The 21,410-nt window shown below is 63.6% G+C and carries 22 protein-coding genes and 1 pseudogene; 13 read left to right on the top strand and 10 right to left on the bottom strand.

The window, feature by feature from the left end:
- Window positions 1–79: 79 nt before the first annotated feature.
- The gene (gene pgl / locus C0V76_RS10740; protein WP_158239212.1) at window positions 80–763 is read left to right on the top strand and encodes a 6-phosphogluconolactonase; all 684 of its coding nucleotides are present in this window, start codon (window positions 80–82) and stop codon (window positions 761–763) included.
- Window positions 744–1,736 carry a glucokinase gene (locus C0V76_RS10735; RefSeq protein WP_101942405.1) on the top strand — a complete coding sequence of 331 codons (993 nt, stop codon included), beginning with the start codon at window positions 744–746 and terminating at the stop codon, window positions 1,734–1,736. Before pgl ends, C0V76_RS10735 begins: the two co-directional genes overlap by 20 nt.
- On the opposite strand, the gene C0V76_RS10730 is transcribed toward C0V76_RS10735, so the two are convergent.
- Window positions 1,729–2,175: a hypothetical protein gene (locus C0V76_RS10730; protein WP_101942404.1), complete on the bottom strand. Its 447-nt coding sequence runs from the start codon at window positions 2,173–2,175 to the stop codon at window positions 1,729–1,731. The two genes, C0V76_RS10735 and C0V76_RS10730, sit on opposite strands and share 8 nt — an antisense overlap.
- 147 nt (window positions 2,176–2,322) lie before the next feature.
- On the opposite strand from C0V76_RS10730, the gene C0V76_RS10725 reads away from it, so the two are divergent.
- Genes C0V76_RS10725 through speD form a run of 3 tightly spaced genes read left to right on the top strand, consistent with a single transcriptional unit; the run spans window position 2,323 to window position 4,870 of the window.
- On the top strand, window positions 2,323–3,087 hold the full coding sequence (locus C0V76_RS10725; RefSeq protein ID WP_101942403.1) for a ParA family protein: 765 nt from the start codon (window positions 2,323–2,325) through the stop codon (window positions 3,085–3,087).
- Between the two features lie 56 nt (window positions 3,088–3,143).
- A complete protein-coding gene (gene bioA, locus C0V76_RS10720; protein WP_101942402.1) occupies window positions 3,144–4,457 on the top strand; it encodes an adenosylmethionine--8-amino-7-oxononanoate transaminase in 1,314 nt (437 codons plus the stop codon).
- A 26-nt stretch (window positions 4,458–4,483) separates the two neighbouring features.
- A complete protein-coding gene (gene speD, locus C0V76_RS10715) occupies window positions 4,484–4,870 on the top strand; it encodes an adenosylmethionine decarboxylase (RefSeq protein ID WP_101942401.1) in 387 nt (128 codons plus the stop codon).
- A 2-nt stretch (window positions 4,871–4,872) separates the two neighbouring features.
- Here the strand turns inward: speD and C0V76_RS10710 are convergent, their stop codons facing one another.
- From C0V76_RS10710 to C0V76_RS10700, 3 genes are read right to left on the bottom strand one after another with little or no spacing between them, the layout of a single operon-like run.
- Entirely contained in the window at window positions 4,873–5,637 is a 765-nt protein-coding gene (locus tag C0V76_RS10710; protein WP_101942400.1) for a molybdopterin-binding protein, read from the bottom strand.
- Window positions 5,638–5,640: 3 nt separating this feature from the next.
- Window positions 5,641–6,390 (bottom strand): EI24 domain-containing protein, encoded by a 750-nt coding sequence (locus tag C0V76_RS10705; protein WP_101942399.1) that lies wholly within the window; start codon window positions 6,388–6,390, stop codon window positions 5,641–5,643.
- A gap of 8 nt (window positions 6,391–6,398) precedes the next feature.
- On the bottom strand, window positions 6,399–8,894 hold the full coding sequence (locus tag C0V76_RS10700) for an ABC transporter permease (RefSeq protein ID WP_101942398.1): 2,496 nt from the start codon (window positions 8,892–8,894) through the stop codon (window positions 6,399–6,401).
- 221 nt (window positions 8,895–9,115) lie between these two features.
- Here C0V76_RS10700 and C0V76_RS10695 point away from each other — a divergent pair, with 221 nt between their 5' ends.
- Window positions 9,116–10,855: a sensor domain-containing diguanylate cyclase gene (locus C0V76_RS10695; RefSeq protein ID WP_101942397.1), complete on the top strand. Its 1,740-nt coding sequence runs from the start codon at window positions 9,116–9,118 to the stop codon at window positions 10,853–10,855.
- Window positions 10,856–10,881: 26 nt separating this feature from the next.
- Here C0V76_RS10695 and C0V76_RS10690 read toward each other — a convergent pair whose 3' ends face one another.
- Complete coding sequence (locus tag C0V76_RS10690) at window positions 10,882–11,160, bottom strand: cupin domain-containing protein (protein WP_101942396.1); 279 nt, start codon at window positions 11,158–11,160, stop codon at window positions 10,882–10,884.
- 108 nt (window positions 11,161–11,268) lie between these two features.
- Here C0V76_RS10690 and zwf point away from each other — a divergent pair, with 108 nt between their 5' ends.
- The 7 genes from zwf to C0V76_RS10655 all read left to right on the top strand — a co-directional run bounded on the left by zwf (window position 11,269) and on the right by C0V76_RS10655 (window position 18,113).
- On the top strand, window positions 11,269–12,747 hold the full coding sequence (zwf, locus tag C0V76_RS10685; protein WP_101942395.1) for a glucose-6-phosphate dehydrogenase: 1,479 nt from the start codon (window positions 11,269–11,271) through the stop codon (window positions 12,745–12,747).
- Between the two features lie 152 nt (window positions 12,748–12,899).
- Complete coding sequence (locus C0V76_RS10680) at window positions 12,900–14,345, top strand: glycoside hydrolase family 5 protein (protein WP_101942394.1); 1,446 nt, start codon at window positions 12,900–12,902, stop codon at window positions 14,343–14,345.
- Between the two features lie 129 nt (window positions 14,346–14,474).
- Window positions 14,475–14,897, top strand: a complete 423-nt coding sequence (locus tag C0V76_RS10675; RefSeq protein WP_101942393.1) for a DUF4395 family protein — start codon at window positions 14,475–14,477, stop codon at window positions 14,895–14,897.
- A 158-nt stretch (window positions 14,898–15,055) separates the two neighbouring features.
- Entirely contained in the window at window positions 15,056–16,141 is a 1,086-nt protein-coding gene (locus tag C0V76_RS10670; RefSeq protein ID WP_101942392.1) for an ATP-binding protein, read from the top strand.
- Window positions 16,138–16,515 (top strand): hypothetical protein, encoded by a 378-nt coding sequence (locus tag C0V76_RS10665; RefSeq protein WP_101942391.1) that lies wholly within the window; start codon window positions 16,138–16,140, stop codon window positions 16,513–16,515. Before C0V76_RS10670 ends, C0V76_RS10665 begins: the two co-directional genes overlap by 4 nt.
- Window positions 16,516–16,564: 49 nt before the next feature.
- Entirely contained in the window at window positions 16,565–17,656 is a 1,092-nt protein-coding gene (locus tag C0V76_RS10660; RefSeq protein WP_101942390.1) for a DUF748 domain-containing protein, read from the top strand.
- 115 nt (window positions 17,657–17,771) lie between these two features.
- The gene (locus C0V76_RS10655; RefSeq protein WP_101942389.1) at window positions 17,772–18,113 is read left to right on the top strand and encodes a hypothetical protein; all 342 of its coding nucleotides are present in this window, start codon (window positions 17,772–17,774) and stop codon (window positions 18,111–18,113) included.
- Window positions 18,114–18,116: 3 nt separating this feature from the next.
- On the opposite strand, the gene C0V76_RS10650 is transcribed toward C0V76_RS10655, so the two are convergent.
- From C0V76_RS10650 to upp, 5 genes and pseudogenes are all read right to left on the bottom strand, one after another.
- A complete protein-coding gene (locus C0V76_RS10650) occupies window positions 18,117–19,385 on the bottom strand; it encodes a hypothetical protein (protein WP_101942388.1) in 1,269 nt (422 codons plus the stop codon).
- A gap of 31 nt (window positions 19,386–19,416) precedes the next feature.
- Window positions 19,417–19,899 (bottom strand): aminoacyl-tRNA deacylase, encoded by a 483-nt coding sequence (locus C0V76_RS10645; RefSeq protein WP_101942387.1) that lies wholly within the window; start codon window positions 19,897–19,899, stop codon window positions 19,417–19,419.
- Window positions 19,900–19,994: 95 nt separating this feature from the next.
- Window positions 19,995–20,342: an FKBP-type peptidyl-prolyl cis-trans isomerase gene (locus C0V76_RS20110; RefSeq protein WP_216821727.1), complete on the bottom strand. Its 348-nt coding sequence runs from the start codon at window positions 20,340–20,342 to the stop codon at window positions 19,995–19,997.
- 21 nt (window positions 20,343–20,363) lie between these two features.
- A pseudogene (locus tag C0V76_RS20105) lies at window positions 20,364–20,705 on the bottom strand (FKBP-type peptidyl-prolyl cis-trans isomerase); the annotation flags it as partial.
- 57 nt (window positions 20,706–20,762) lie between these two features.
- Window positions 20,763–21,395, bottom strand: a complete 633-nt coding sequence (gene upp, locus C0V76_RS10635; protein ID WP_101942385.1) for a uracil phosphoribosyltransferase — start codon at window positions 21,393–21,395, stop codon at window positions 20,763–20,765.
- Between the last annotated feature and the right edge of the window lie 15 nt (window positions 21,396–21,410).

Genomic DNA, 21,410 nt, shown 5'->3' with positions numbered 1-21,410 from the left:
CTCGCCACCCTTGCAAGCGCTAGCCTTCCGCACGCCAATTTCCTACACTCGAGAACCCGCTTTCCGTAGCCATCTAGCCGTGAACCTGTCGCTCCACACCTTCGCCAGCGCCACCGAGCTGGATCAGGCCCAGGCCACCCTGGTCGCTGGCTGCCTGCGTGCCGGCCTTGCCGAACATGGCCAGGCCGCCCTCGCGCTCTCAGGCGGACGCACACCGGCCGGGTTCTTCCGCGCACTGAGTGCGGCCTCTCTGGATTGGTCACGTATTTTCGTAACCCTTGCAGACGACCGCTGCTGCGAGCCTGCGAGCCCCCACAGCAACGCCGCCAGCCTGGCCACTCATCTATTGCAAGGGCCGGCAGCCGCAGCACGCTTCCTGCCACTGTATCTGGCGGACGAAACCCCGCCACAACGCAACGCGCGCCTCGCCGCCCTGCCTGCGCAATTTGATGCGGTGGTACTGGGCATGGGTGAAGATGGCCATACGGCCTCGATCTTTCCGCATAGCCCGCAACGTGAAGCCGCACTGTACGATGCGACGGGCCACGCCAGCCTGGAGGTGATCGGCGCAGCGCCAGTGCGCGAGCGCATCACGCTGACCGCCGCGCGCCTGCTGGCGACCCGCAACCTGATCCTGCACATCACGGGTCAGCGCAAATGGCAGGTTCTCGGTGAAGCCCTGCAACACACGAATCCGGCCCTGCCGGTGAGCCATTTTCTGCACGCCCAAGGACCGGAGAAACATGTTTTCTGGACACGCTGAAAGTCATCCCCGCCTGGTCGGCGACATCGGCGGCACCCATGCCCGCTTTGGCCTGATCACGGCGCCCGGTGCAGCCATCAGCCAAATCGTCACCCTGCGTTGCGCCGAGCATGCGGGCCCGCTCGAAGCGATCCGCAGCTACCTTGCGGCCCAGGGAGGCATCCAGCCGCGCCACGCCGCCATCGGTATCGCCAATCCGATTACCGGCGACGAGCTGCGCCTGACCAACAACCCCTGGCAGTTTTCGATCCGCGCGCTGCGTGAAGCGCTGGGCCTGGGTGAGCTGGTGTTCGTGAATGATTTCACCGCGCTGGCTTTGTCCCTGCCGCATCTGGACGCGGCCGGACTGCAGCAGATTGGTCCCGGTCAGGCCTTGCGCGGTGCGGCCATCGGCGTGATCGGCCCAGGAACCGGGCTAGGGGTTTCCGGGCTGGTGCCGGTCAAGGGGCAGTACGCTCCGATCGGTGGCGAGGGCGGTCATGTCAGCCTCGCGCCATACACGGATGAAGAGTTCGCCGTCACCGCGCTGCTACTACGTGAATACGGCCATGTATCGGCCGAGCGGGTGCTATCCGGTCCCGGCTTGCTGACCCTGCACCGGGCCCTTGCCCGGGTGCGCGGCCTGGCCGAGCCACAACTCGATGGCGCCACCATCACGCGCCAGGCGTTGGACAACAGCAATGCGCTCTGTGCCGATACCCTGGCGATGTTCTGCGCCCTGCTCGGCAGCACCGCCGGCAATCTGGCCCTGACCCTCGGCGCACAAGGCGGCGTCTTCATCGGTGGCGGCATCGTGCCACAACTGGGCAACTACTTTGCCCGCTCAGACTTCCGCGCGCGCTTTGAGGCCAAGGGGCGGTTTGCCACCTACCTGGCCACGATTCCAACCTGGGTCATTACGGCCGGCAATCCAGCCCTCACCGGTGCAGCCGTTGCCCTGCAGCAGGCGTTGAACGAAAACCCGCCTACCTGAAGGCGAACTTGAACTGCAGCACCACGGCACCATCCACATAGGGTTTGATGGTCGGCACCACATAGCTTTGCAGGGCCAGCACCTCACCGCGCCACTCGAGGGTTGGCATCAGGGTCGCGATCACCGGCGAATCGTGATAGCCGGTCATCAGTCCGCCGGTGAGGCCGGCACGGAAGCCCGCGCCCAGATTCAGCGGATACCAGTTGGCCAGGCCATAGAAACTCGCACGGCGCAGGCTGTTCTTGTACACGCCGGCAGACCAGGTCCATTCCTCATTCACATCGCGCTCATAACCGAGTCCGTAATTGAACTCGTTGTGGCCCAGATCGCGCTCGAAATGGTAGGAGAAACCTCCTACGGAGATGAACTCGGCGGCCCCGGCCGGCATGGCAAAACCCGATGCGGCCAGCAGGGCGGCCAACAGCTTGCGTGCTTTCATTATGTCCCCTCGGCTAGAAGCCGCATTGTAGCCGCGAGGCCTATGAAACCGGGCTTGCAGCGTGGCGAAATGGACACGCGCCGCCACTTCCTGCGGCTTTTTGGCACAATATGTGCAGTGCAGCAATTCAAGTAACGGAGGCGGATCATGAAGCGCGTGGTGTTCAACCAGAAGGGCGGCGTTGGCAAGTCCACCATCACCTGCAACCTGGCCGCCATCTCGGCCGCGCAAGGCCTGCGCACCCTAGTGATCGATCTCGACCCGCAAGGCAACTCCACGCATTACCTGCTCGGCGAAGCTGTCACCACAGTCGAGCACACACTGGCGGACTTCTTCGAGCAGACCCTCACCATCCGCTTTGAAACGCGTGCCACGGCTGACTACGCCGTTGCCACTCCCTTCGAAAACCTCAGCGTGATGGCCTCCTCGCCACGCCTTGAGGAACTCATGAGCAAGCTCGAATCGCGCCACAAGATCTACAAGCTGCGCGAAGCGCTAGCCGAGCTGGCAGACGACTTCGACCGCATCTACATCGATACCCCACCGGCGCTGAATTTCTTCACCCTCTCGGCGCTGATCGCCGCCGACGGCTGCCTGATCCCCTTCGACTGCGACGACTTCTCGCGCCGCGCGCTCTACGCCCTACTCGAAAACGTCGAGGAAATCCGTGCCGACCACAACCGCGAGCTGCAGGTCGAAGGCATCGTGGTGAACCAGTTCCAGCCGCGCGCCAGCCTGCCACAGCGCCTGGTGCAGGAACTCGTCGATGAAGGCCTGCCGATCCTGCCGACCTTCCTCTCGGCCTCGGTGAAGATCCGCGAGAGCCATCAGCTGGCACGCCCGATGATCCATCTGGATGCACGCCACAAGCTGACCCAGGAATTCGTCGCCCTGCACGATCACCTGGCATAAGCCGCACGGCCGGCTTCGCGGGTAGACTGCGCGCTTTGCCGCCGCCCAGCCCCGTCATGTCCGCCTCCCTGCTCCAGCGCTCGCTCTCTGCCGTGTGGCATCCCTGCACGCAGATGAAGCAGCACGAAACCCTGCCCCTGATCGCCATCAAGCGCGGTGAAGGGCCCTGGCTCGTAGCCGAGGACGGGCAACGCTATCTCGACGCAGTGAGTTCCTGGTGGGTGAATCTCTTCGGTCACTGCAATGCGCACATCAATCAACGCCTGCGCGAACAGATGGAGAAGCTCGAACACGTGATCCTCGCCGGCTTCACGCATGAACCGGTGGTGCGCCTCTCGGAAGAGCTTGCCGCGCTGACCGGCCACGCGCTGGGCCACGCCTTCTACGCTTCAGACGGCGCCTCGGCCACCGAGATCGCGCTAAAGATGAGCGTGCATTACTGGCGCAACAGCGACCGCCCGGCCAAGACCCGCTTCGTGAGCCTAGCCGGCAGCTATCACGGTGAAACCGTGGGCGCGCTGGCCGTCACCGACATCGCCCTGTTCCGCGAAGCCTATGCGCCGCTGGTACGCGCCGCCGCCACAGTCGCCTCGCCCGATGCGCGCACGGCCGAAACCGGCGAATCGGCGCGGGATGTAGCGATCCGCGCCGCCGCCGAGCTTGAACGCTTTCTCGCCGAACATCATCACGAAACCGCTGCGCTGATCGTCGAGCCCCTAGTGCAATGCGCCACCGGCATGGCCATGTACGACCCGGAATACCTGCGCCGCGCCCGCGCCCTGTGCGACCAATATGAGGTGCATCTGATCGCCGACGAAATCGCGGTGGGCTGCGGCCGCACGGGCAAGTTTTTCGCCGTCGAACACGCTGGGATTTGGCCCGACTTTTTATGCCTGTCAAAGGGCATATCCGGCGGCTACCTGCCACTGTCCCTGGTGCTCACCACCGACACGATCTATCAGGCCTTCTACGCCGACGAGGTGGCACGCGGCTTCCTGCATTCGCACTCCTACACCGGCAACGCACTGGCCTGCACGGCAGCACTGGCAACACTCGAAATTTTCCGCGATGACAATGTGCTGCTCGCAAACGAGCAACGCGCCAGCTGGCTCGCCCAGGCCGCCGGGCCGATCGCGGCCCATCCGGCGGTACACCATCTGCGCCAGCAGGGCATGATTCTCGCCTTCGATGTGGAGGCTACGCCCGGCTTCGCCCGCCGCTTTCACGCCGCCGCGCTGGCCGAAGGCATCTTGCTGCGCCCGATCGGCAACACGGTGTACTGGATGCCGCCGTATGTGTTGGACGAAACGCTGTGCGCCTGGCTCGGCGCACGTACCCTGGCAGCGCTTGAGAAGGCACTGGCAGAATGACGACTCCGCTCTGAAGCTCGCACGCCATGCAAGGCCTTCATCTCACCGCCGATCTGCATCAATGCGCCTGCAGCGACGCCCTGCTCACCGACGCAACGCTGCTTGCCACGCGCTGTCGCGAACGGGTAGAGGCGGCCGGGCTGACGGTAGTGAATGAAGTGTGGCACGCCTTCCCGGGGGTGCTCGGGCAAGGCGGCGTGACAGGCGTGCTGCTGCTGGCCGAATCCCATCTCGCGATCCACACCTGGCCCGAGCAGCGCGCCGTGACGCTGGACGTCTATGTCTGCAATTTCGGCGCCGACAACTCGGCACGCGCACATCACCTGATGGCTGCGCTGAGCGCCGAATTCGCGGCCGGGCAGACGCAGCAACATTCACTGCAACGCGGCTTAGCCCCCTCTCCGGGGAACTAAGCTCAGGCAGCCGGGCGCGTATCCTCGGCCGGCAGCCACTCGAAGCGCTGCCGCGTCATCTCGGCGCGGATCTCATCCAGCGCAGCCAGCACGGCAGCTGGCTCACCTTTCGCGCCCAGCTCGATATGCTGGCGCAGGCTCTCGCTGCCCAGATGCGGCAGGCTGAAGATGGTGACCCCGTGGCGCGCTTCCAGCGCCTCCATGAAGGAGATCAGATTGCCCTCACGAGCCCCGAACACCAGGATCGATTGCTCGGCATGCGCACGCTGGTGATGCAGCCCGGCAAACCAGTTATCCAGCACCCATTCCATCATCGGCCAGGACATCTCCGGAAAGCCCGGCAGGAAGTGATGCGTACCGAAGGCAAAACCCGGCACCCGGTTGTAGGGGTTCGGAATGCAGCGGCTGCCCAGTGGAAATTCGCCCAGCTTCAGGCGCTGCGGCGTAAGTTCCGCGCCGAAGCGCTCACGCATGGCGGCCTCGGCTTCCGGATGCAGGGCGAGCGCCACACCGGCGGCGGCGGCGGCGGACTGACGGGTGTGATCGTCTGGCGTGGCACCGATACCGCCGAAGGAAAACACGATGTCGCCGGTCGCAAAAGTCTGGCGGATGGTTTCGGTCAGCAGCGGGCGATCATCACCGCAATAGCGCGCCCACGTCAGTTGCAGGCCGCGTGCAGCGAGCAATTCGATGGCCTTGGCGAGATGCTTGTCTTGCCGCCTGCCAGAGAGGATTTCATCACCGATGATGAGTACGCCAAATGCCATGTCTTACTCCGCAGAAATGTCTTTGATCGGCCGCCCACGTTCCTGACGCAAGGCTTCAAGCAGGTAATGCACGCAGTACAGCCCCGTAAAAGCTGGCGCCAGCAGATTCAGCAAGGGCACGAAACCAAGCAGGCCACACCCCAGCGCCAGCAGCCACATTTCATTGCGACGCTCGCGCGGCAGGCGGGCAAGCTCAGTCTCATCCGCATGATTCATCAAAGCGTCATAGGCGTAACACTGTTTGTTAAGCCAGGCACCCAGCGTGAGCGACAGCACCAGGCCGAGGCCCGGCACAAACCACAGCGGCAGCGTAGCCAGTGCAACTAACAGGAAGATGACAAAAGCGCCGGCCGAGTTCGTCACACTGCCGATCAGGCTGCCGCCACGGCGCTGTTCGAGCTCGCGATAATCCCGCGCCGCCACCCGCTCGAGCATGAAGCCGATGGCAAACACCGACACCAGCATGGCCGCCGTGACATATACCAGCGGCAGCATCAGCAGGAGCATCACCACCTGCAGGGCGAAGCTCAACAGGCCACTGGCGATCTCGTGGCCGCTACCGAACCAGCCCCCCACCAGTGGCCAGCCGCGCATCAGCTGCAACAAGGCCTGTGCAGCCTCACTCCAGTATCCGATGGCCAGCCCGCCCCACAGCAGGAGGGCGACAAGGGTAGGCCACAGCAGATGCCAAAGCATGCCGGGCTCGGCGAGGCTGCGCAGAGCCCGCCCGGCGGCGAGAAGGATGCGTTGCATGAAAACTCCTAGGTCGTCTCGCGGATGCCTTCGATCACGGTTTGCGCCAGCAGGCGGCGCACACCGAGCCAGCCAAAGACCACGATGGTCAGCACCGCCAGCAGGCCAGCACCGCTCAGCGCAGCGACGGAGGGCTGAAAGTCCAGCTCCAGTGCATATTCAGCCAGCAGGTAACCGATAGCCGTCGAGGCGCCCACCGCCAGCAGCGCCGCAATCACGCCCAGGGCCGCGAACTCGGCCAGCAAGGCCGAGCGTACCTGATGCCGGCGCGCGCCCAGGGCACGCAGCACGGACACCTCGTAGCCGCGTTCGTCATGCGTATTGCGCTGTGCCGCCAGCAGCACCAGAATGCCAGCCGCCAGCGCGAAGCTGAAAACAAAACGCACCACCTGCGCCAACCGCTCGGTGAGGCTGGCCACCTGCTCCAGCACCATGGCCACGTCGATCACCGTGATGTTGGGATACTGGGCGACCAGCTCGCGCACCAGCGGCGCTTTGTCCGCCGGTAGATGGAAGCTCGTGATGTAGCTCGCCGGCATCTTGTCGAGCAAGCCCGGGGCCGCCGTAAAGAAGAAATTCACCCGCATCGAATCCCAGTCCAGCTTGCGTACGCTGGAAACCTTGCCGGTGACGCGCTGGCCGGCGATATCGAAGGTTACGGCGTCGCCCAGTTTCACGCCCAGGCGCTTGCCGATGCCCTCCTCCATCGAGAACAGCGGCGCCTGCTGCGCACCATGCCACTCACCCGCCACCACCCGGTTGCCGGCCTGCAGTTCGCTGCCAAATGAGAGATTGAATTCCCGCTCGGCAAGATTGCGCGTGCGCTCCTCCTCGTAATCACTCCCCTTCACGGCGTGATCATTGATCGCCACCAGGCGGCCCCGAATCATGGGCTGCAGCGGCACGGCAATCTCATGCGCAGCAAGGAAATCCGCAATCGGCTGACGCTGCTCGGGCTGGATCCCAATGATGAAGCGGTTTGGCGCATCCGCCGGCTGCTTGGCGCGCCAGCCGGCCAGCAGATCGTTCGAGATCAGGGTCAGCAAGAGGATCGCAGTCAGCCCCAGCGCCAGCGCCACTACCTGGATCACGCTGGAGGTGCGCCGGCGATACAGCGCCGCCAGCCCGTAACGCAAACCCCAGCGGCCCTGGCCGCCCGCGGCATGGCGTGCCCGACCAAAGAGCGCCAGCAACCCCCAGGCCAACGCTGCGAACAAGGCCAGCGCTGCCGCGAAACCGCCCACCACGATGCCGCCCAGCTTCCACTCACCTGCAATCCATAACATCAGCCCGGCCAGCGCCAGCGCACCAAAGGCCCAGGCAGCGATACTGCCGCCCCCCAGCTGGCCCCACTCACGCCGGATCGCCCGGATCGGCGGCACGGCCGTCAGGCGCAACAACTGCGGCGCGACGAAGCCCGCCATCAGCAGCACGCCGATGGCCAGACCCTGTGCCACCGGCACCAGGCCGGGTGCCGGCAACTCACTCTGCACCAGCGCAGCCGCCAGTCCGCCCAGCGCGGCCTGTACGCCATATCCGAGCAGGCAGCCGGCCACCGCCACGAAGAAGCCGAAGAGCAGGAACTCCCCCATGTACAGGCTCAGCAGTTGGCCACGCTGAGCGCCAAAACAACGCATCACGGCACAACCATCAAGGTGACGATCCAGATAACGCCGCGCTGAAAGACCGATGGCCACCGCCGCCAGCACCACAGCAAGCATCGCCGCCATGCGCAAGAAGCGGCCGGCGCGATCGAGATTGGCGCGGATTTCGGGACGGGCATTGTCCAGACTCTCGATCTGCTGACCACGCTCAAGCAACGGCGTAAGCCATTTTTCATAACTACGCACGGCCTCACGCTCACCCGCCACCAAGAGGCGGTAACGCGCCCGGCTGCCCTCGACCAGCAAACCACTGGCCGGCAGATCGGCGGCATTGATCAGCACGCGCGGCGCGAAACTGGAAAAGCCCACCCCGCGGTCCGATTCGAATTCAACCCGCGCAGCAATCTTCAGCTTGGCGTAACCGAGCTGGAAAACATCGCCCGGCTGCTTCTGCAGCGCCGGCAACAAAGCCTCATCCACCCAGGCCTCACCCGGCAAAACAGCGCTGCGGGCCTGCTTGGCCGGCGCACCGGAAAAATCCCCCACACGTAACTCGCCACGCAGGGGATAGCCCGCTTCAACCGCCTTCACCGCCACCATCTGCGCGCCCTCTTCGCTGGTGGCCATGCTGTTGAAGGTAATGGTGCGGGTACTTTGCAGCCCCCGTCGCTGCGCTTCCTGCAGAAAACCGGGCGGTATCTCGCGATCAGCCGAGATCAGCAGATCGCCACCGAGCAACTGGGTGGCATTCTGGTCCAGCGCCTGGCGCACCCGGTCAGTCAGGAAGCCGACGCTGGTCAGGCTGGCCACCGCGAGCAACAGCGCCATCCCGAGCAGGCTGAGTTCACCCGCGCGAAGATCGCGGCGGAGCATCTGTAGGGCAAGGCGGAGACTCGACATGGGCAGTCAGGCAAAAGGAACAGGGAGGAAGACAGCAGGATAGCCGGATTTGTTCAAAACAATCGGCAGGCAGCTTTTCCGCCGCGGCCTGACCAGCTTGGCACACGCACGCGCTGGCCGAACGCCCGCCCGTAAGTCTGTGCCACAATGAGTATCGGCACTTAAACCACCCGTTACTGCCGTCACACAACGCCTGACCTCTCCGTTCACATCCGACACCTGTGAAACTTACCGCCCGCCTTTCCCTGCGCCAGTGGCTGACCCTGCCCTACCTCGCCCTTGTGCTGGGTGTGGCCATCCTGATCGGAGCCCTCTCCTATCGCACCGGCAGCCAGGCCGTCGACACGGTGGCCCAGCATCTGCTGCAGGAAACCGTTGCACGGATCGGCCAGGCGGTGGACCGGCATGTATTCGGCTCGGCTGCCGTCCTGGAAGCCGCCTTTCCGAACGGCATGGCGGCTCCGCCCCGCCTGGACAAGGATCTGCCCGCGCTGCGCACCCGCTTCTGGATCGCCACCTCGCTGCATATCGATCCGAACAACTACGTTTACTACGGCAACCAGCAGGGCCAGTTCTTCGGCCTGTGGCGCTTCAATCAGGAAGACGCCGAACTGCGCGTGAAGCTGCAAGCCGAGCGCCCGCGCGAGATCTCGCGCTTCACCGGCATCAACGGTCAGCCCGGCAGCCCGGTAGTGGAGCAGAAGATGTTCGAGCCACGCCAGCGCCCCTGGTACAAGGCCGGTGAAGGCAGTCCCTCGCACACCTGGACCTCGATCTATATCGATTTCCGCAACTCGGAGCTGGTCGCCACCCGCGCCCGCCGCGTACTGGACAACAACGGCCAGCTGCAGGGCGTGGTCGCCACAGACTTGTCCCTCAAGCGCCTCAATGATTTCGTGCGCAAGCTCACGATCAGCCGCAATGCCGTCGCCTTCATCATTGAACCGGACGGCAAGCTGATCGCCTCTTCGCGCAGCCCCAACGTGGCGCGCCAGCCCGATGGCAGCAACGCCCGCATCAGTGCGGCCGAGAGTCACGACGCCCTGCAACGCGCTGCCTACGCCCAGGTGCAGGCGCTCATCGCCGCCGGCACCGTGAGTGTGGGTGCCGTCACCCAGCGCTTCACCGGGCCGGAAGGGGGCGCCGTGGAACTGGCCTTCGACCGGGTGCGCGACGAAGCCGGACTGGACTGGATCATCGCCGTGGCGGTGCCACGCAGCGATTTCATGCAGGGCGTGACGGCCAACGTCAAACGTTCGGCCTTGATCGGCCTGCTTGGCGCACTGGTAGCCGTGGTGCTGGGGCTATCCATCGTGGGCTGGATCGGTGGCGATCTGAAGCGCCTCACCGAAGCCGCACAAGCCGCCGGTGAAGGCCATCTCGAAGCCCCACTGGATATTCACCGCAATGACGAGATCGGCGTGCTCGCCAACACCTTCCGCGAGATGCAGCACGCCCTGCGCACCGACGGCATGACCGGGCTCGCCAACCGCGACGAGATGCTGCGCGCCATCAGCCGGCGCATCGAATTCGAACACCGCACCGGCAACCCGCTGCCCTTTGCCGTGCTGTTTGTGGATCTGAACAACTTCAAACAGATCAATGACCATTTCGGCCATGATGCCGGCGACCGCGTTCTGGTCGAATTCGCCACCCGCCTGCGCAACAGCCTCCACGCAACGGATCGCGTGGCCCGCTACGCCGGTGACGAATTCGTGATCCTGGTTCAGTCGACGGTTCTGCGCCAGGAGCTCGAGCGCCTGCGCACGCATATCGAAGAGCTCATGCGAGCACCTCTAGAAAGCATTGACCTCGCCAGCCTGCCCGGTGGCACGGCCGGCGGTGCGGCAGTGGGTCTTGCCTGCTATCCGGAACATGGGCAGAGCGCGGATGAACTGATCGCCCACTGCGATCACGACATGTATCAGCGCAAGCGCGCTTCACGCCTCGGGCGCAGCTGAAGCAGCCTTGGGCAAACGCCCAGCGCTCAGCCGAAGCGGTAATGCTTGCGCAGCGCCCGGGTAATGTTCCACTCGCAGGCCATGCCCGCCGGAAAGGTGGCCAAATCGCCCGCCCGCAGGGTAAGCGGCACGCCGCCAACGGGTGTTACGACCACCTCGCCAGCCACCAGCAGGCAGGTTTCAGAGCTGTCGTAAGTCCACGGGAAACGCGAGACATCCTTCTCCCAAACTGGCCAACGAGCCACGCCCAGCTCGGTTTTGCGCACCTCGGAGAGGGCACGTTCCACCACGATCAGACTGCTCATTTTTCCGCCTCCTCCTTGTGAACTTTGCCCAAGCATAGCAAGCGGCTGCTGGCCCACGGCGTTCGGCGCTACACTTTGTGCATTGCACACTCGCCCGGAGTTTTCACCATGTCCTCCCGCACCATCCAGGTCAGCGCTTTTGATCTCGTCGTCTTTGGTGGCACCGGCGATCTGGCCGCCCGCAAGCTCTTGCCTGCGATGTTCCAGCGCGATCGCGCCGGTCAGCTGCCGGATGAAGGGCGCATCATCGGCGTATCACGCCGGGCACTGGGACATGACGGCTATCTTGATTTCGTGAAGAAGTCGCTGAGCACCTATGTGAAGGCTTCGGAACTGGAGCCCGAGGCGCTAAAACGCTTCCTCGCCCGCGTCCATTTCGTCCCCGTAGACGTCACCGGCGAATCGGGCTGGCCTGAGCTCGCAAGCTTGCTGGCCAGCGGCAATGAAGCGGTGCGCTGCTTCTATTTCGCGGTCTCGCCCGATCTCTTCGCACCGATCTCGGAGCGCATCGGCCAGTTCGGCCTGATCACCGACCACAGCCGCGTAGTGCTGGAAAAACCGCTCGGCAAGAACGGCGAGAGCGCCCACGCAGTAAATGAAGCCGTGGGCAAGGTCTTCAATGAACACCAGATCTACCGCATCGATCACTACCTGGGCAAGGAAACGGTGCAGAACCTGATGGCCCTGCGCTTTGCCAACCGCCTCTTCGAGCCACTGTGGAACAGCACTCACATCGATCATGTGCAGATCACCGTCGCCGAAGACATCGGCGTGGGCGATCGCGGCGGCTACTACGACACTTCCGGCGCGATGCGCGACATGCTGCAGAACCACATCATGCAGTTGCTGTGCCTCACTGCGATGGAGCCGCCGGACGCCTTTGAGGCGGACGCCGTGCGCGACGAGAAGCTCAAGGTGCTCAAGGCACTGAAACGCATCGACGAGCGCAATGCCGAGCATATGACCGTACGCGCCCAGTACCGTGCTGGCTCGGTCGGCGGTCAGCCCTCTGCCGGCTATCTCGAGGATCTGGGCAATGACACGAGTTCGACCGAGACCTTCGTCGCCATCCGCGCCGAAATTGCCAACTGGCGCTGGGCCGGCGTGCCCTTCTACCTGCGCACCGGCAAGCGCCTGACCAAGCGCACCTCGGAAATCGTGGTGAATTTCCGCCCGATCTCGCACAACATCTTCGACGCGACCGCCGGACGGCTGAGTCAGAATCGCCTGATCCTTCGTCTGCAGCCCGATGAAGGCGTCACGCTGGAAGTCACCATCAAGGATCCGGGCCCCGGCGGCATGCGCCTGCGCCGCATCCCGCTGGACATGAGCTTTGTCGAGACCTTCGGCGTTTCCAATCCGGATGCCTACGAGCGCCTGCTGATGGACGTGATTCGCGGTAACCAGACCCTGTTCATGCGCGCCGACGAAGTCGCAGCCGCCTGGCAGTGGGTGGATCCGATCCACGCTGCCTGGGCACACAATGACCAACGCATGCACACCTACGCCGGCGGCACCTGGGGGCCCTCTGCAGCCATCGCCCTGATCGAGCGCGACGGCCGTACCTGGCTTGAAGACTCGGAATAGGCTGCGCCGTTCAACCCTCCCGGACGACCGCCAGCGCCGGCGCGCAAGCCGTCCGGAAGGGCATCTGCCTGAAGGATTTACGCCGCCCGTCAGAGCCTGAATACTCGACGTTTTGCTCCGCTCGGCGGAGCCATTCCTGAGCGGGTATTTTCATGCACAAAATCCTTGGCAGCCTGCTGCTCGCCGGCTGCACCCTCGCCTCGTCGCTAGCACACGCCGCCAGTGCCTCCGAGATCACCCGCAGCATGATGCCGGGCTGGAATCTCGGCAACGCGCTCGATGCCATCGGCGGTGAAACCAACTGGGGCAACCCCAAGACTACCCGGGCCATGATCGACAAGGTCCGCAGCGCCGGTTTCAAGAGCCTGCGCGTACCGGTGAGCTGGGATGACTACACCTCGGGCAGCAGCTACAGCATTGCCAGCACCCGCCTGGACCGGGTCGAGGAGGTCGTGAACTACGGCCTTGCCAACGGCATGTACGTGATCATCAACGTGCATCACCACAATGGCTGGGAAGCCCCCACCTATGCCAACCAGAGTACGGCCAAGGATCGCCTCGGCAAGCTCTGGCAACAGATTGCTACCCGCTTCAAGGGCTACGACGAACACCTGATCTTCGAAGTCATGAACGAACCGCGCAGCGGCGAGGACTGGACCGGCACCGCCGAGAACTACGCCGTGGTCAATACACTCAACGCCGCAGCGTTGAGCACCATCCGCGCCACCGGAGGCAACAATGCCAGCCGCCTGGTCATGCTGCCGACCTATGTGGCCGGCCCGTGGGACGTGCAGATCAATGCCCTGAGCCTGCCGGCAGACAACATGCTGGCCGCCTCCATCCATGCTTACATCCCGTATTCCTTCGCGATGGAATATCCGGGCAGCAGCAGCTTCACCGATACGGCACTGGTCGATTCCGTGTTCGCCGGCCTTAACACCCGTTTCATTGCCAAGGGCATTCCGGTGGTGATGGGCGAATGGGGTACGACGAACAAGGGCAATTACACCGAACGCGTGAAGCACGCCGAATACTACGTAAAAGCCGCCGCTAAACTGGGCATCCCGGTCATCGTGTGGGACAACAATATTTTCACCACCGGCGGCGAAGCCTTTGGTCTGCTCAATCGCAGCACGCTCAGCTGGACCTATCCGGAAATCGTCACCGCCATCATGCAGGGCGCTTCCACGATGAGCGGCGCCAGCTCGAGTGCTGCCACATCGACGGCCAGTTCATCCAAGGCGGCAGCCTCCAGCAGCGCAGCAAGCAGCTCATCCAAAGCCTCCTCGGCAGCCAGCACCTCCTCTGCAGCGGCTTCGTCGGTTGCCAGTTCCTCCAAAGCAGCCTCCTCAGCCACCTCTTCGGCCAGCACCACGCCCGCCCTGCTCGGCACCGGCGACTACCCCACCGGCTTTTCCAAGTGCTCGGCTGAGGACGCCACCTGCACGGTACCCACCGGCACCGGTTGGGTCGCGTTCGGCCGCAAAGGCAAATGGGTAGCCAGAAATGTCGGTGTCGGCAAGAGCATTGCCTGCAGCGTCGCCGCTTTCGGCAGCAACCCGGGCGGCAACCCCAATAAGTGCGCATATCAGAAGTAAATCATCACGTCGGCAGTACAACGGGCCCGTCCTGCAAGACGGGCCCGTTTTTTCTCCAGACAACCGTATTGACTATATCGCTATGTAGTTATATATTTTGATCTCACCCACGCTTTTCAGGAGCTCCCCATGCTGCGCTTCGACGTACCGCCGGTGTGGTCCAACGCCGCCCGCCTCGATGGCCTCACCACCTTCATCATCGCCGTCATCGCCCTGGCGGGCTTCCCCTATCTGGTGCCGCTGCTGATCGTACAAGGTCTGGTGCGAGGCTTCATCGGCCACTACAAGTGCCCCTCGCATCGCCTCTACGCGGCCCTGCTCGAAAAGCTCGGCAAGGCTGGCAAGAAGGAAAACGCGGGTGCCAAGATGTTTGCCAACAAACTGCTGTTCATCGCCAGTACGGTGGCAACGGGCCTCTATCTGACCGGCAGCGGAATGTGGATCGTGCCGCTCACCGTCCTGGCCGTATTCTCCTTCCTGGAATGGGCCTTCTCCTTCTGCGTGGCCTGCTGGGCCTATAGCGCTTGGTATCAGCTACGCGGCCAGCACTGAACGCGCCTCAGCCAGAAGCCTCTCCCGGTATGCGCCGGGAGAGGCTTTTTCTTTGCGAAAACGACGGAAGGCCGGCTTGAGCCGATGCTTCAGGCTGGATTTCGGGCGCGCGCGTAATTATGATCAATCCACATAATTGATCGTAAAGCGGGCTCGACATGGCCTCTCCTGATTACTGGCACTATCCTCGCAGCGCACTGGCCGACTCGGTGCTGATGGCTTTCGACAGCGGCCTCTCCCATGCCCTGACAATGTTCGCCCCACGCCGCATGGGCAAGACCGAGTTCCTCCTGCAGGATCTCGCGCCGCGCGCCGAGGAGCACGGCTGGCGGGTTTTTTACCACTCCTTCATGACCGATGGCGACGAGGCCGGCGAAGTTTTCCGCCTCTCTCTTGCCGAATTCGCAGCGGGCCGCCTCAAGCGCTGGCTCAAACCGCTCACCGCCCGCGTCTCGGCCGAACTACTGGGCGTGAAAGCAGAACTTGGCAGCCAGCCCGCCAGCGCGCCGCACTCGCTAACCGAGGTCGTACAGGCATTGGCCAGTGGCGGGCGCTGCCTGCTGCTGCTGGACGAAGCACAGATCCTCACCCGCCTGCCGCGCAACGAGGAATTGCTCGGCGGCCTGCGCACCGGCCTCGATATAAACAAGGATCAGCTCAAGGTGCTGTTCACCGGCTCCTCACGCGAAGGCCTGCGGCGCATGTTCTCGGAAGCGCGCGCGCCCTTCTTCCACTTCGGCACCAATATCGAGCTGCCAACCCTGGATCGCGGTTTCTGCAGCCATCTGGCCGCCGCTTTCACGCGCTCCACGGGCCGTGCGCTGGATGAATCGCGTCTGTGGGAAGAGTTCCAGGCCACCGGCCATGTGCCAGGGCGCTTGCGCGCAGTGGTCGAAGCCATGGTGCTGAACGCTGATCTGAGCCTGGCCGAAGCGGTAGCCCTGAAACTGCACGACGTACACGACGAAGCTCAGTACGCCAAGATTCTCAAGGCGCTGCCCATCCTCGACCGGCTGGTGCTGCAGGCCGTGCTCGCCAGCGCGCCGCTGTTCGCCGAAGACACCCGGGCGCGCATGGGCACCACCCTCGGCGCCGCCACCCCGAGCACGACGGCCGTACAGTCCGCCGCCGAACGCCTGCTGCGCGACGAAATCATCACCCGCCGCGAGCGCGGGCAATATGAAATTTCCGACCCCGGTTTTTCGCACTGGCTGCAAGCCCTGGCAGGAGATACGCAAGCATGACTTCATGGGCAGACATCCCTGAAATCATCCAGCAGATCACGCCCTGGATCGGCCCTGCAACCGGCGTACTCATAGCCCTTTATCTTCTGAAAACGGGGCTCCGCAGTCTCAGGCAGCGCATGAAATTCGAGGCCAACGCGCAAGCAGCGAGCGCCAGGGTATTGAGTCTCTATGAAACAGGAAACCTCAGTGGCGACACCACATGGGTAAATCTGTGCGTCGAGATCCAGTGCAATGACGGCGTGCCACCCTTTGTCACGACAATCTGTGAGTCCGGGCCGCAAGTCAGGCGGCACAAGATCAGCATCGGCAGCATTCTTCAGGTTCGAGTTCTGCCTGAGATGCCCAACCGAGTAGAAGTGCTATGGAAATGATCACGCTGAAAACGCCAGGCTTAACTCCTTCCGATCAGGAACAGAAATCATGAAATCCCGCAAACTCCGCCTCTCCCTGCTGATCGGTCTGCCACTGCTGGCCGTGCTGCTCGTGGCCGGCTACTTTGCCGCGCTGCACATCCTGAAGCAGCAGATTGTCGCCGCGCTGGGCACCACCGGTGAAGTGCGCGAGATCCGCATCAGCCTCGCCCATATCGAGATCGAAGGACTGCGCATCAAGGCCAGCCGCCCCGGCTGGCCGGCCGCCGACGAGTTACGCGCCGAACGTGTGAGCGTCACCCCGGCACTACGCAGCCTGCTCTCGTCCACCATCGTGGTCCGCTCGATCGCAATCGAGGATGCCGCCCTGAGCGTGCTACGCAGCCGCGCCGGCCTCAAGATTCTGCCGGCCCTGCTCGAGGCACCCGCCAAACCCGCCGCAAAGCCGGAAGCAGCGCCCGCAGCCAGCACGAGCGGGCCGAAGATCCGCATCGAACGCATCACGCTCGCCAACAGCCGTGTCGATTTCTTTGATGCCACGGTCGCCGCCAAGCCCCTGCACATCCCGCTCGACCAGATCGAGCTGTCACTTGAAAATCTGCTTCTGCCGACCATGGACGAGACCGCCCTCCTGCATCTGCAGGCCCGTGTCGCAGGCCAGGGCAGCCTGGCACTCGAGGGCGATCTGGTGCCAGCCAATATGGACTCGGACCTGAAACTCAAACTCGCGAACGTGCCACTCAAGCTCGTCGAGCCCTATCTCTTCAAGGGCAAGGCCGGCGAGATCAAGCGCGGCAGCCTGGCCCTGGATCTGCACTCAAAAGTGGCGCAGCGCCAGCTCAAGGCGCCGGGCCATATGGTCCTGAGCCAGCTCGAAATCGGCGGCCTTGCCGGCCTCACCCGTGAAGCCGCAGCCGCCTTTGCCCGCGCCAAGGGGCTGGACGCGGACACCCGGCGGCCAGTCGACATGGACTTCACCCTGCAAGGCAATCTGGACGATGCGCGTTTCTCGTTGAACGACGCAATCTATGCCCAGGGCGGCCTGGCCGCACTGAAGCTGATCGGCCTGGGCAGCAGCTCCGGCAGCAGCAGCTCGGGTGGTGGGCTGGGCGAAACCCTCAAGGGCTGGTTCGGCAAATAGCCCCCGACTGTTCGCGCGCCGTTCGACGCGCGCAGGATCACGTCAGGAAGAAAGCACTTGGCGGCGCCCCCTTGCCCTCGTTAGGGTCGCGAAAAAACAGGCCAAGGGGATAGAAATGAAGAGCTTTTTCAGGACGTTGTTCGGGATTCGCACCAAGCGCAGGGCTTTGCCGGTCACCCCGGCACCCCAGGTGGGCGCCTACATCACCCGCAACGGTTACAAGATCAAGGTTACCCAGCCCTGCAGTGTGGAACTGTGGGATTGGCTGCTCCTGGCCGGCTGGCGGGTGATCCCGGTGCGCAATGACCGCCGCGCCAGCGTACGTCTGCCGGACGAAGCCATGCCGCTCCTCGGGGCCGCCAGCATCGAGCAGCGCCAACGGGTTCTCGATGGCTTCATGGCCTCGGTGCGAAGCTCGCGCCAGGGTCGGTCAGCCAGCCGCCCGACCCGCCACTGAGCCTCAGGCGCTGGCAAACACCTCGGCCACCAGCTGATCCCGCAGGGCCAGCCCGGCCCGGCCATCGGGCCCGATGACAAACACTCCGCGGCCATTGGAATAGACGATGCTGCCATCCGTGCCGAGATCGTAAGAGGCCACATTGGTGGCCAGTACGGTTTCCTGTCCCGCCCGGGTACGGCTCACCAGCTCCCAGCTGCTTGGCACCAGCGACGCCACGCCCTGCACCGGTCGCTCGCTGCGCAGGGCCTTATCCGCATCGATGCGCCGCCCCTGCAACAGGATGCTCTTCAGATCGGCCTGCACCGCCGGCCCGGATGCACTGGTCAGCGGCTTGCGGGTGTACATCAGCGAGAAGAAGTTCAGGTAGTGAAATACCGCCCGCAACAGGCGGAAAGGGAACAGCAAGGTATCCACAAACATGCTCGCACTGCCGTAGCGCGGCAGCTCATAGGGGCGACGGATGAAGAGCAGGTCACCCGCCGGGCTCACGCGCGGCTTGAGAAAATCGAAACGCGGATTCTCGAGAATGGGCGCGACGCTGCCAGTATCCATATCCAGCATCTGGATGCTCGCATTGCCCTGCGCCACGATGTAACCATTCTCGTCGCGTGCCAGCCCTGAGGACTGGAACAGCAGGCGCCGCGGCGCATCCGGAATCCAGGCCGGCGCCGCATCCACGGTATCGCCCCCGGTGACCTCGCGGAAAGCGCTGCCGTCGCGATTGAACAATGCGAGATTGGCAATGCCGGCGGACTGGCGTGAAGACGCCGCCAGTGTGGAACCATCGGGCGACAGGCTCAGGTCTTCCAGATGCAGATGCTGACGCAGCAGCACCCGCAGCTCGTTGCCGCTGCCAGCCTCGCGCCGGAACAGGCCGCCAATGCCTTCATCCTTCAGGAAATACAGCAGATCGCCATTCGCCTCGAAAGCCGCAGTCGTGGCTAGCACAGGCTTGTCGCCCGCCTCGAAGTTGCGCATGTTGCCACCCGCCGAGATCCCGAAGCTGGTGCCCTGCTTCCAGCTGTGGCGATCACGTGCCCGTTCGCGGCGATCAATCGCCTCCTGCACATAGGGGCTGTGCAGTTGCTGCAGTTCGCCACCGTGCGGGCGCAGGAACAACAGGCCATTCGAGAGGAAAGCAAAACCGCGCTCGCTGCGCCCCGCCTCAGCCTGCTGCAGCGAAGTCTGAACAGCCGCTGGCGCAAGAAAGATCCGGTGAAACAGATAGGCCAAAACACCCAGAAACAGCAGACCAAGCAGAAGATGCACCCCGACACTCCTCCTAAAGCGGCCTGCTCGTTCAGGCCATTACATCGACAAGTTCGGGCTTGAGTATAGCCACAACCGCCTGCGGCGAAATGCCGATCAGATAGCCGCGCTTGCCACCGTTCAGATAGATCTGCGGCAGCGCGCAGATGCTTTGCTGCAGATAGACCGGCATCGCACGTTTGGTACCGAAGGGACTGGTGCCACCCACCATATAACCCGAATGACGATTGGCCACTTCAGGCGTGCAGGGTGTGATGCCCTTCACCCCGAGATGACGAGCGAGATTCTTGGTGGAGACTTCGCGATCACCATGCATCAGCACGATCAAGGGGCGCTTCGCGTCATCCTCCATGATCAGGGTCTTGATCACGGCATGCTCATCGACGCCCAGCTCACGGCTGCTGACCGCTGTACCGCCCTTCTCCTCGTAGTCGTAGAGATGGTCGGACCACTCGGCCTGGTGCTGGCGCAGCACGCGGATCGCGGCGGTAACGGGGGCTTTGCTGTCTTTCATGTCATTTTTCAGTCATTCCGGCGAAAGCCGGAACCCAGCGACACTCGCAAGCCACTGGATCCCGGCCTTCGCGGGGATGACGCCCATTCAAAGCCTTATTGAACGTCCAGAAGTTCGACCTCAAACACCAGCGTGGCATTCGGAGGAATCACGCCGCCTGCGCCGCGCGCACCATAGCCCAGCTCGGCCGGGATCAGCAGCTTGCGCGTGCCGCCCACCTTCATGCCCTGCACACCCTCATCCCAACCTGCGATGACACGACGGCCACCGAGCGGGAAGCTGAAAGGGTCTCCACGGTCCTTGCTCGAATCGAACTTCTCGCCGGTGGTGAGCCAGCCGGTGTAGTGGACCGACACATACTTGCCGGCCTTGGCTTCGGCGCCCGTGCCGAGGATGCTGTCGTCGTAAGTGAGGCCGGAGGCCGTGGTAATCGGGTCACGCATCGTCATGTCGAGCCCCGGCTCCACTTCGAGCAATTCAACTTCAAAGACCAGGGTGGCATTCGGCGGAATCACGCCGCCTGCGCCATCTTCGCCATAGGCCAGATGGGGCGGGATCGTGAGCTTGCGCTTGCCGCCCGGCAGCATGCCTTGCACGCCCTCGTCCCAACCCGGAATCACGTGGCCGGCCCCCAGCGGGAAACCGAAAGGCTCATTGCGATCCACGCTGGAATCGAACTTTTCGCCGGTGATCAGCCAGCCGGTGTAGTGCACGCGCACCGAACGGCCGGCCTGAGCGGCTTCGCCGCTGCCGGCGATGAGGTCTTCATAGATCAGGCCGCTGGCCGTGGTGATGGAATTGCTCATGTCTGTCTCTCTTGCGGGGGAATGAAAGCCGCGCAGCCCTCGGCTGCGCGACCGGGATTACTTGGAAGTGGTACCGAAAATCTTGTCGCCCGCGTCACCCAGGCCCGGAATGATGTAACCGTTTTCATTCAGGTGGCTGTCAATTGAGGCCGTCCAGCAACGTACGTCCGGATGGGCTTTATCGATCGCCGCAATACCTTCCGGCGCGGCCACCAGCACCAGCGCACGCACATCCTTGCAGCCGCGGCGCTTGAGCAGGTCGATGGTGGCAATCATGGAGCCGGCGGTGGCCAGCATCGGATCGATGATCAGGGCCGTGCGTTCGGTGAGATTACCGACGAATTTCTCGAAGTAATGCTCGGGCTGCAGGGTTTCTTCGTTACGCGCAAGGCCCACCACGCTGATCTTGGCGCTGGGGATCATGTCCAGCACGCCATCGAGCATGCCAAGGCCGGCACGCAGGATGGGCACCACGGTAACCTTCTTGCCCTTGATCTGCTGCACCACGGTCGGGCCGCTCCAGCAGTCGATCTCGACCGGGGCCAGCTCGAAATCGGCGGTGGCCTCGTAGGCCAGCAGGCGCGCGAGTTCAGCGGTGAGCTCGCGGAATTTCTTGGTCGAGATATCGGCCTCACGCATGAGACCGATCTTGTGTTGAACCAGGGGGTGTTTGACGGCAATGACCGGCATGAAAAAAGACTCCTC

The organism is Uliginosibacterium sp. TH139, from assembly GCF_002855595.1.
Taxonomy (GTDB): domain Bacteria; phylum Pseudomonadota; class Gammaproteobacteria; order Burkholderiales; family Rhodocyclaceae; genus Uliginosibacterium; species Uliginosibacterium aquaticum.
Note: the sequence above shows the minus strand (reverse complement) of the source record. Positions and strands in the feature narration are given on the sequence as shown.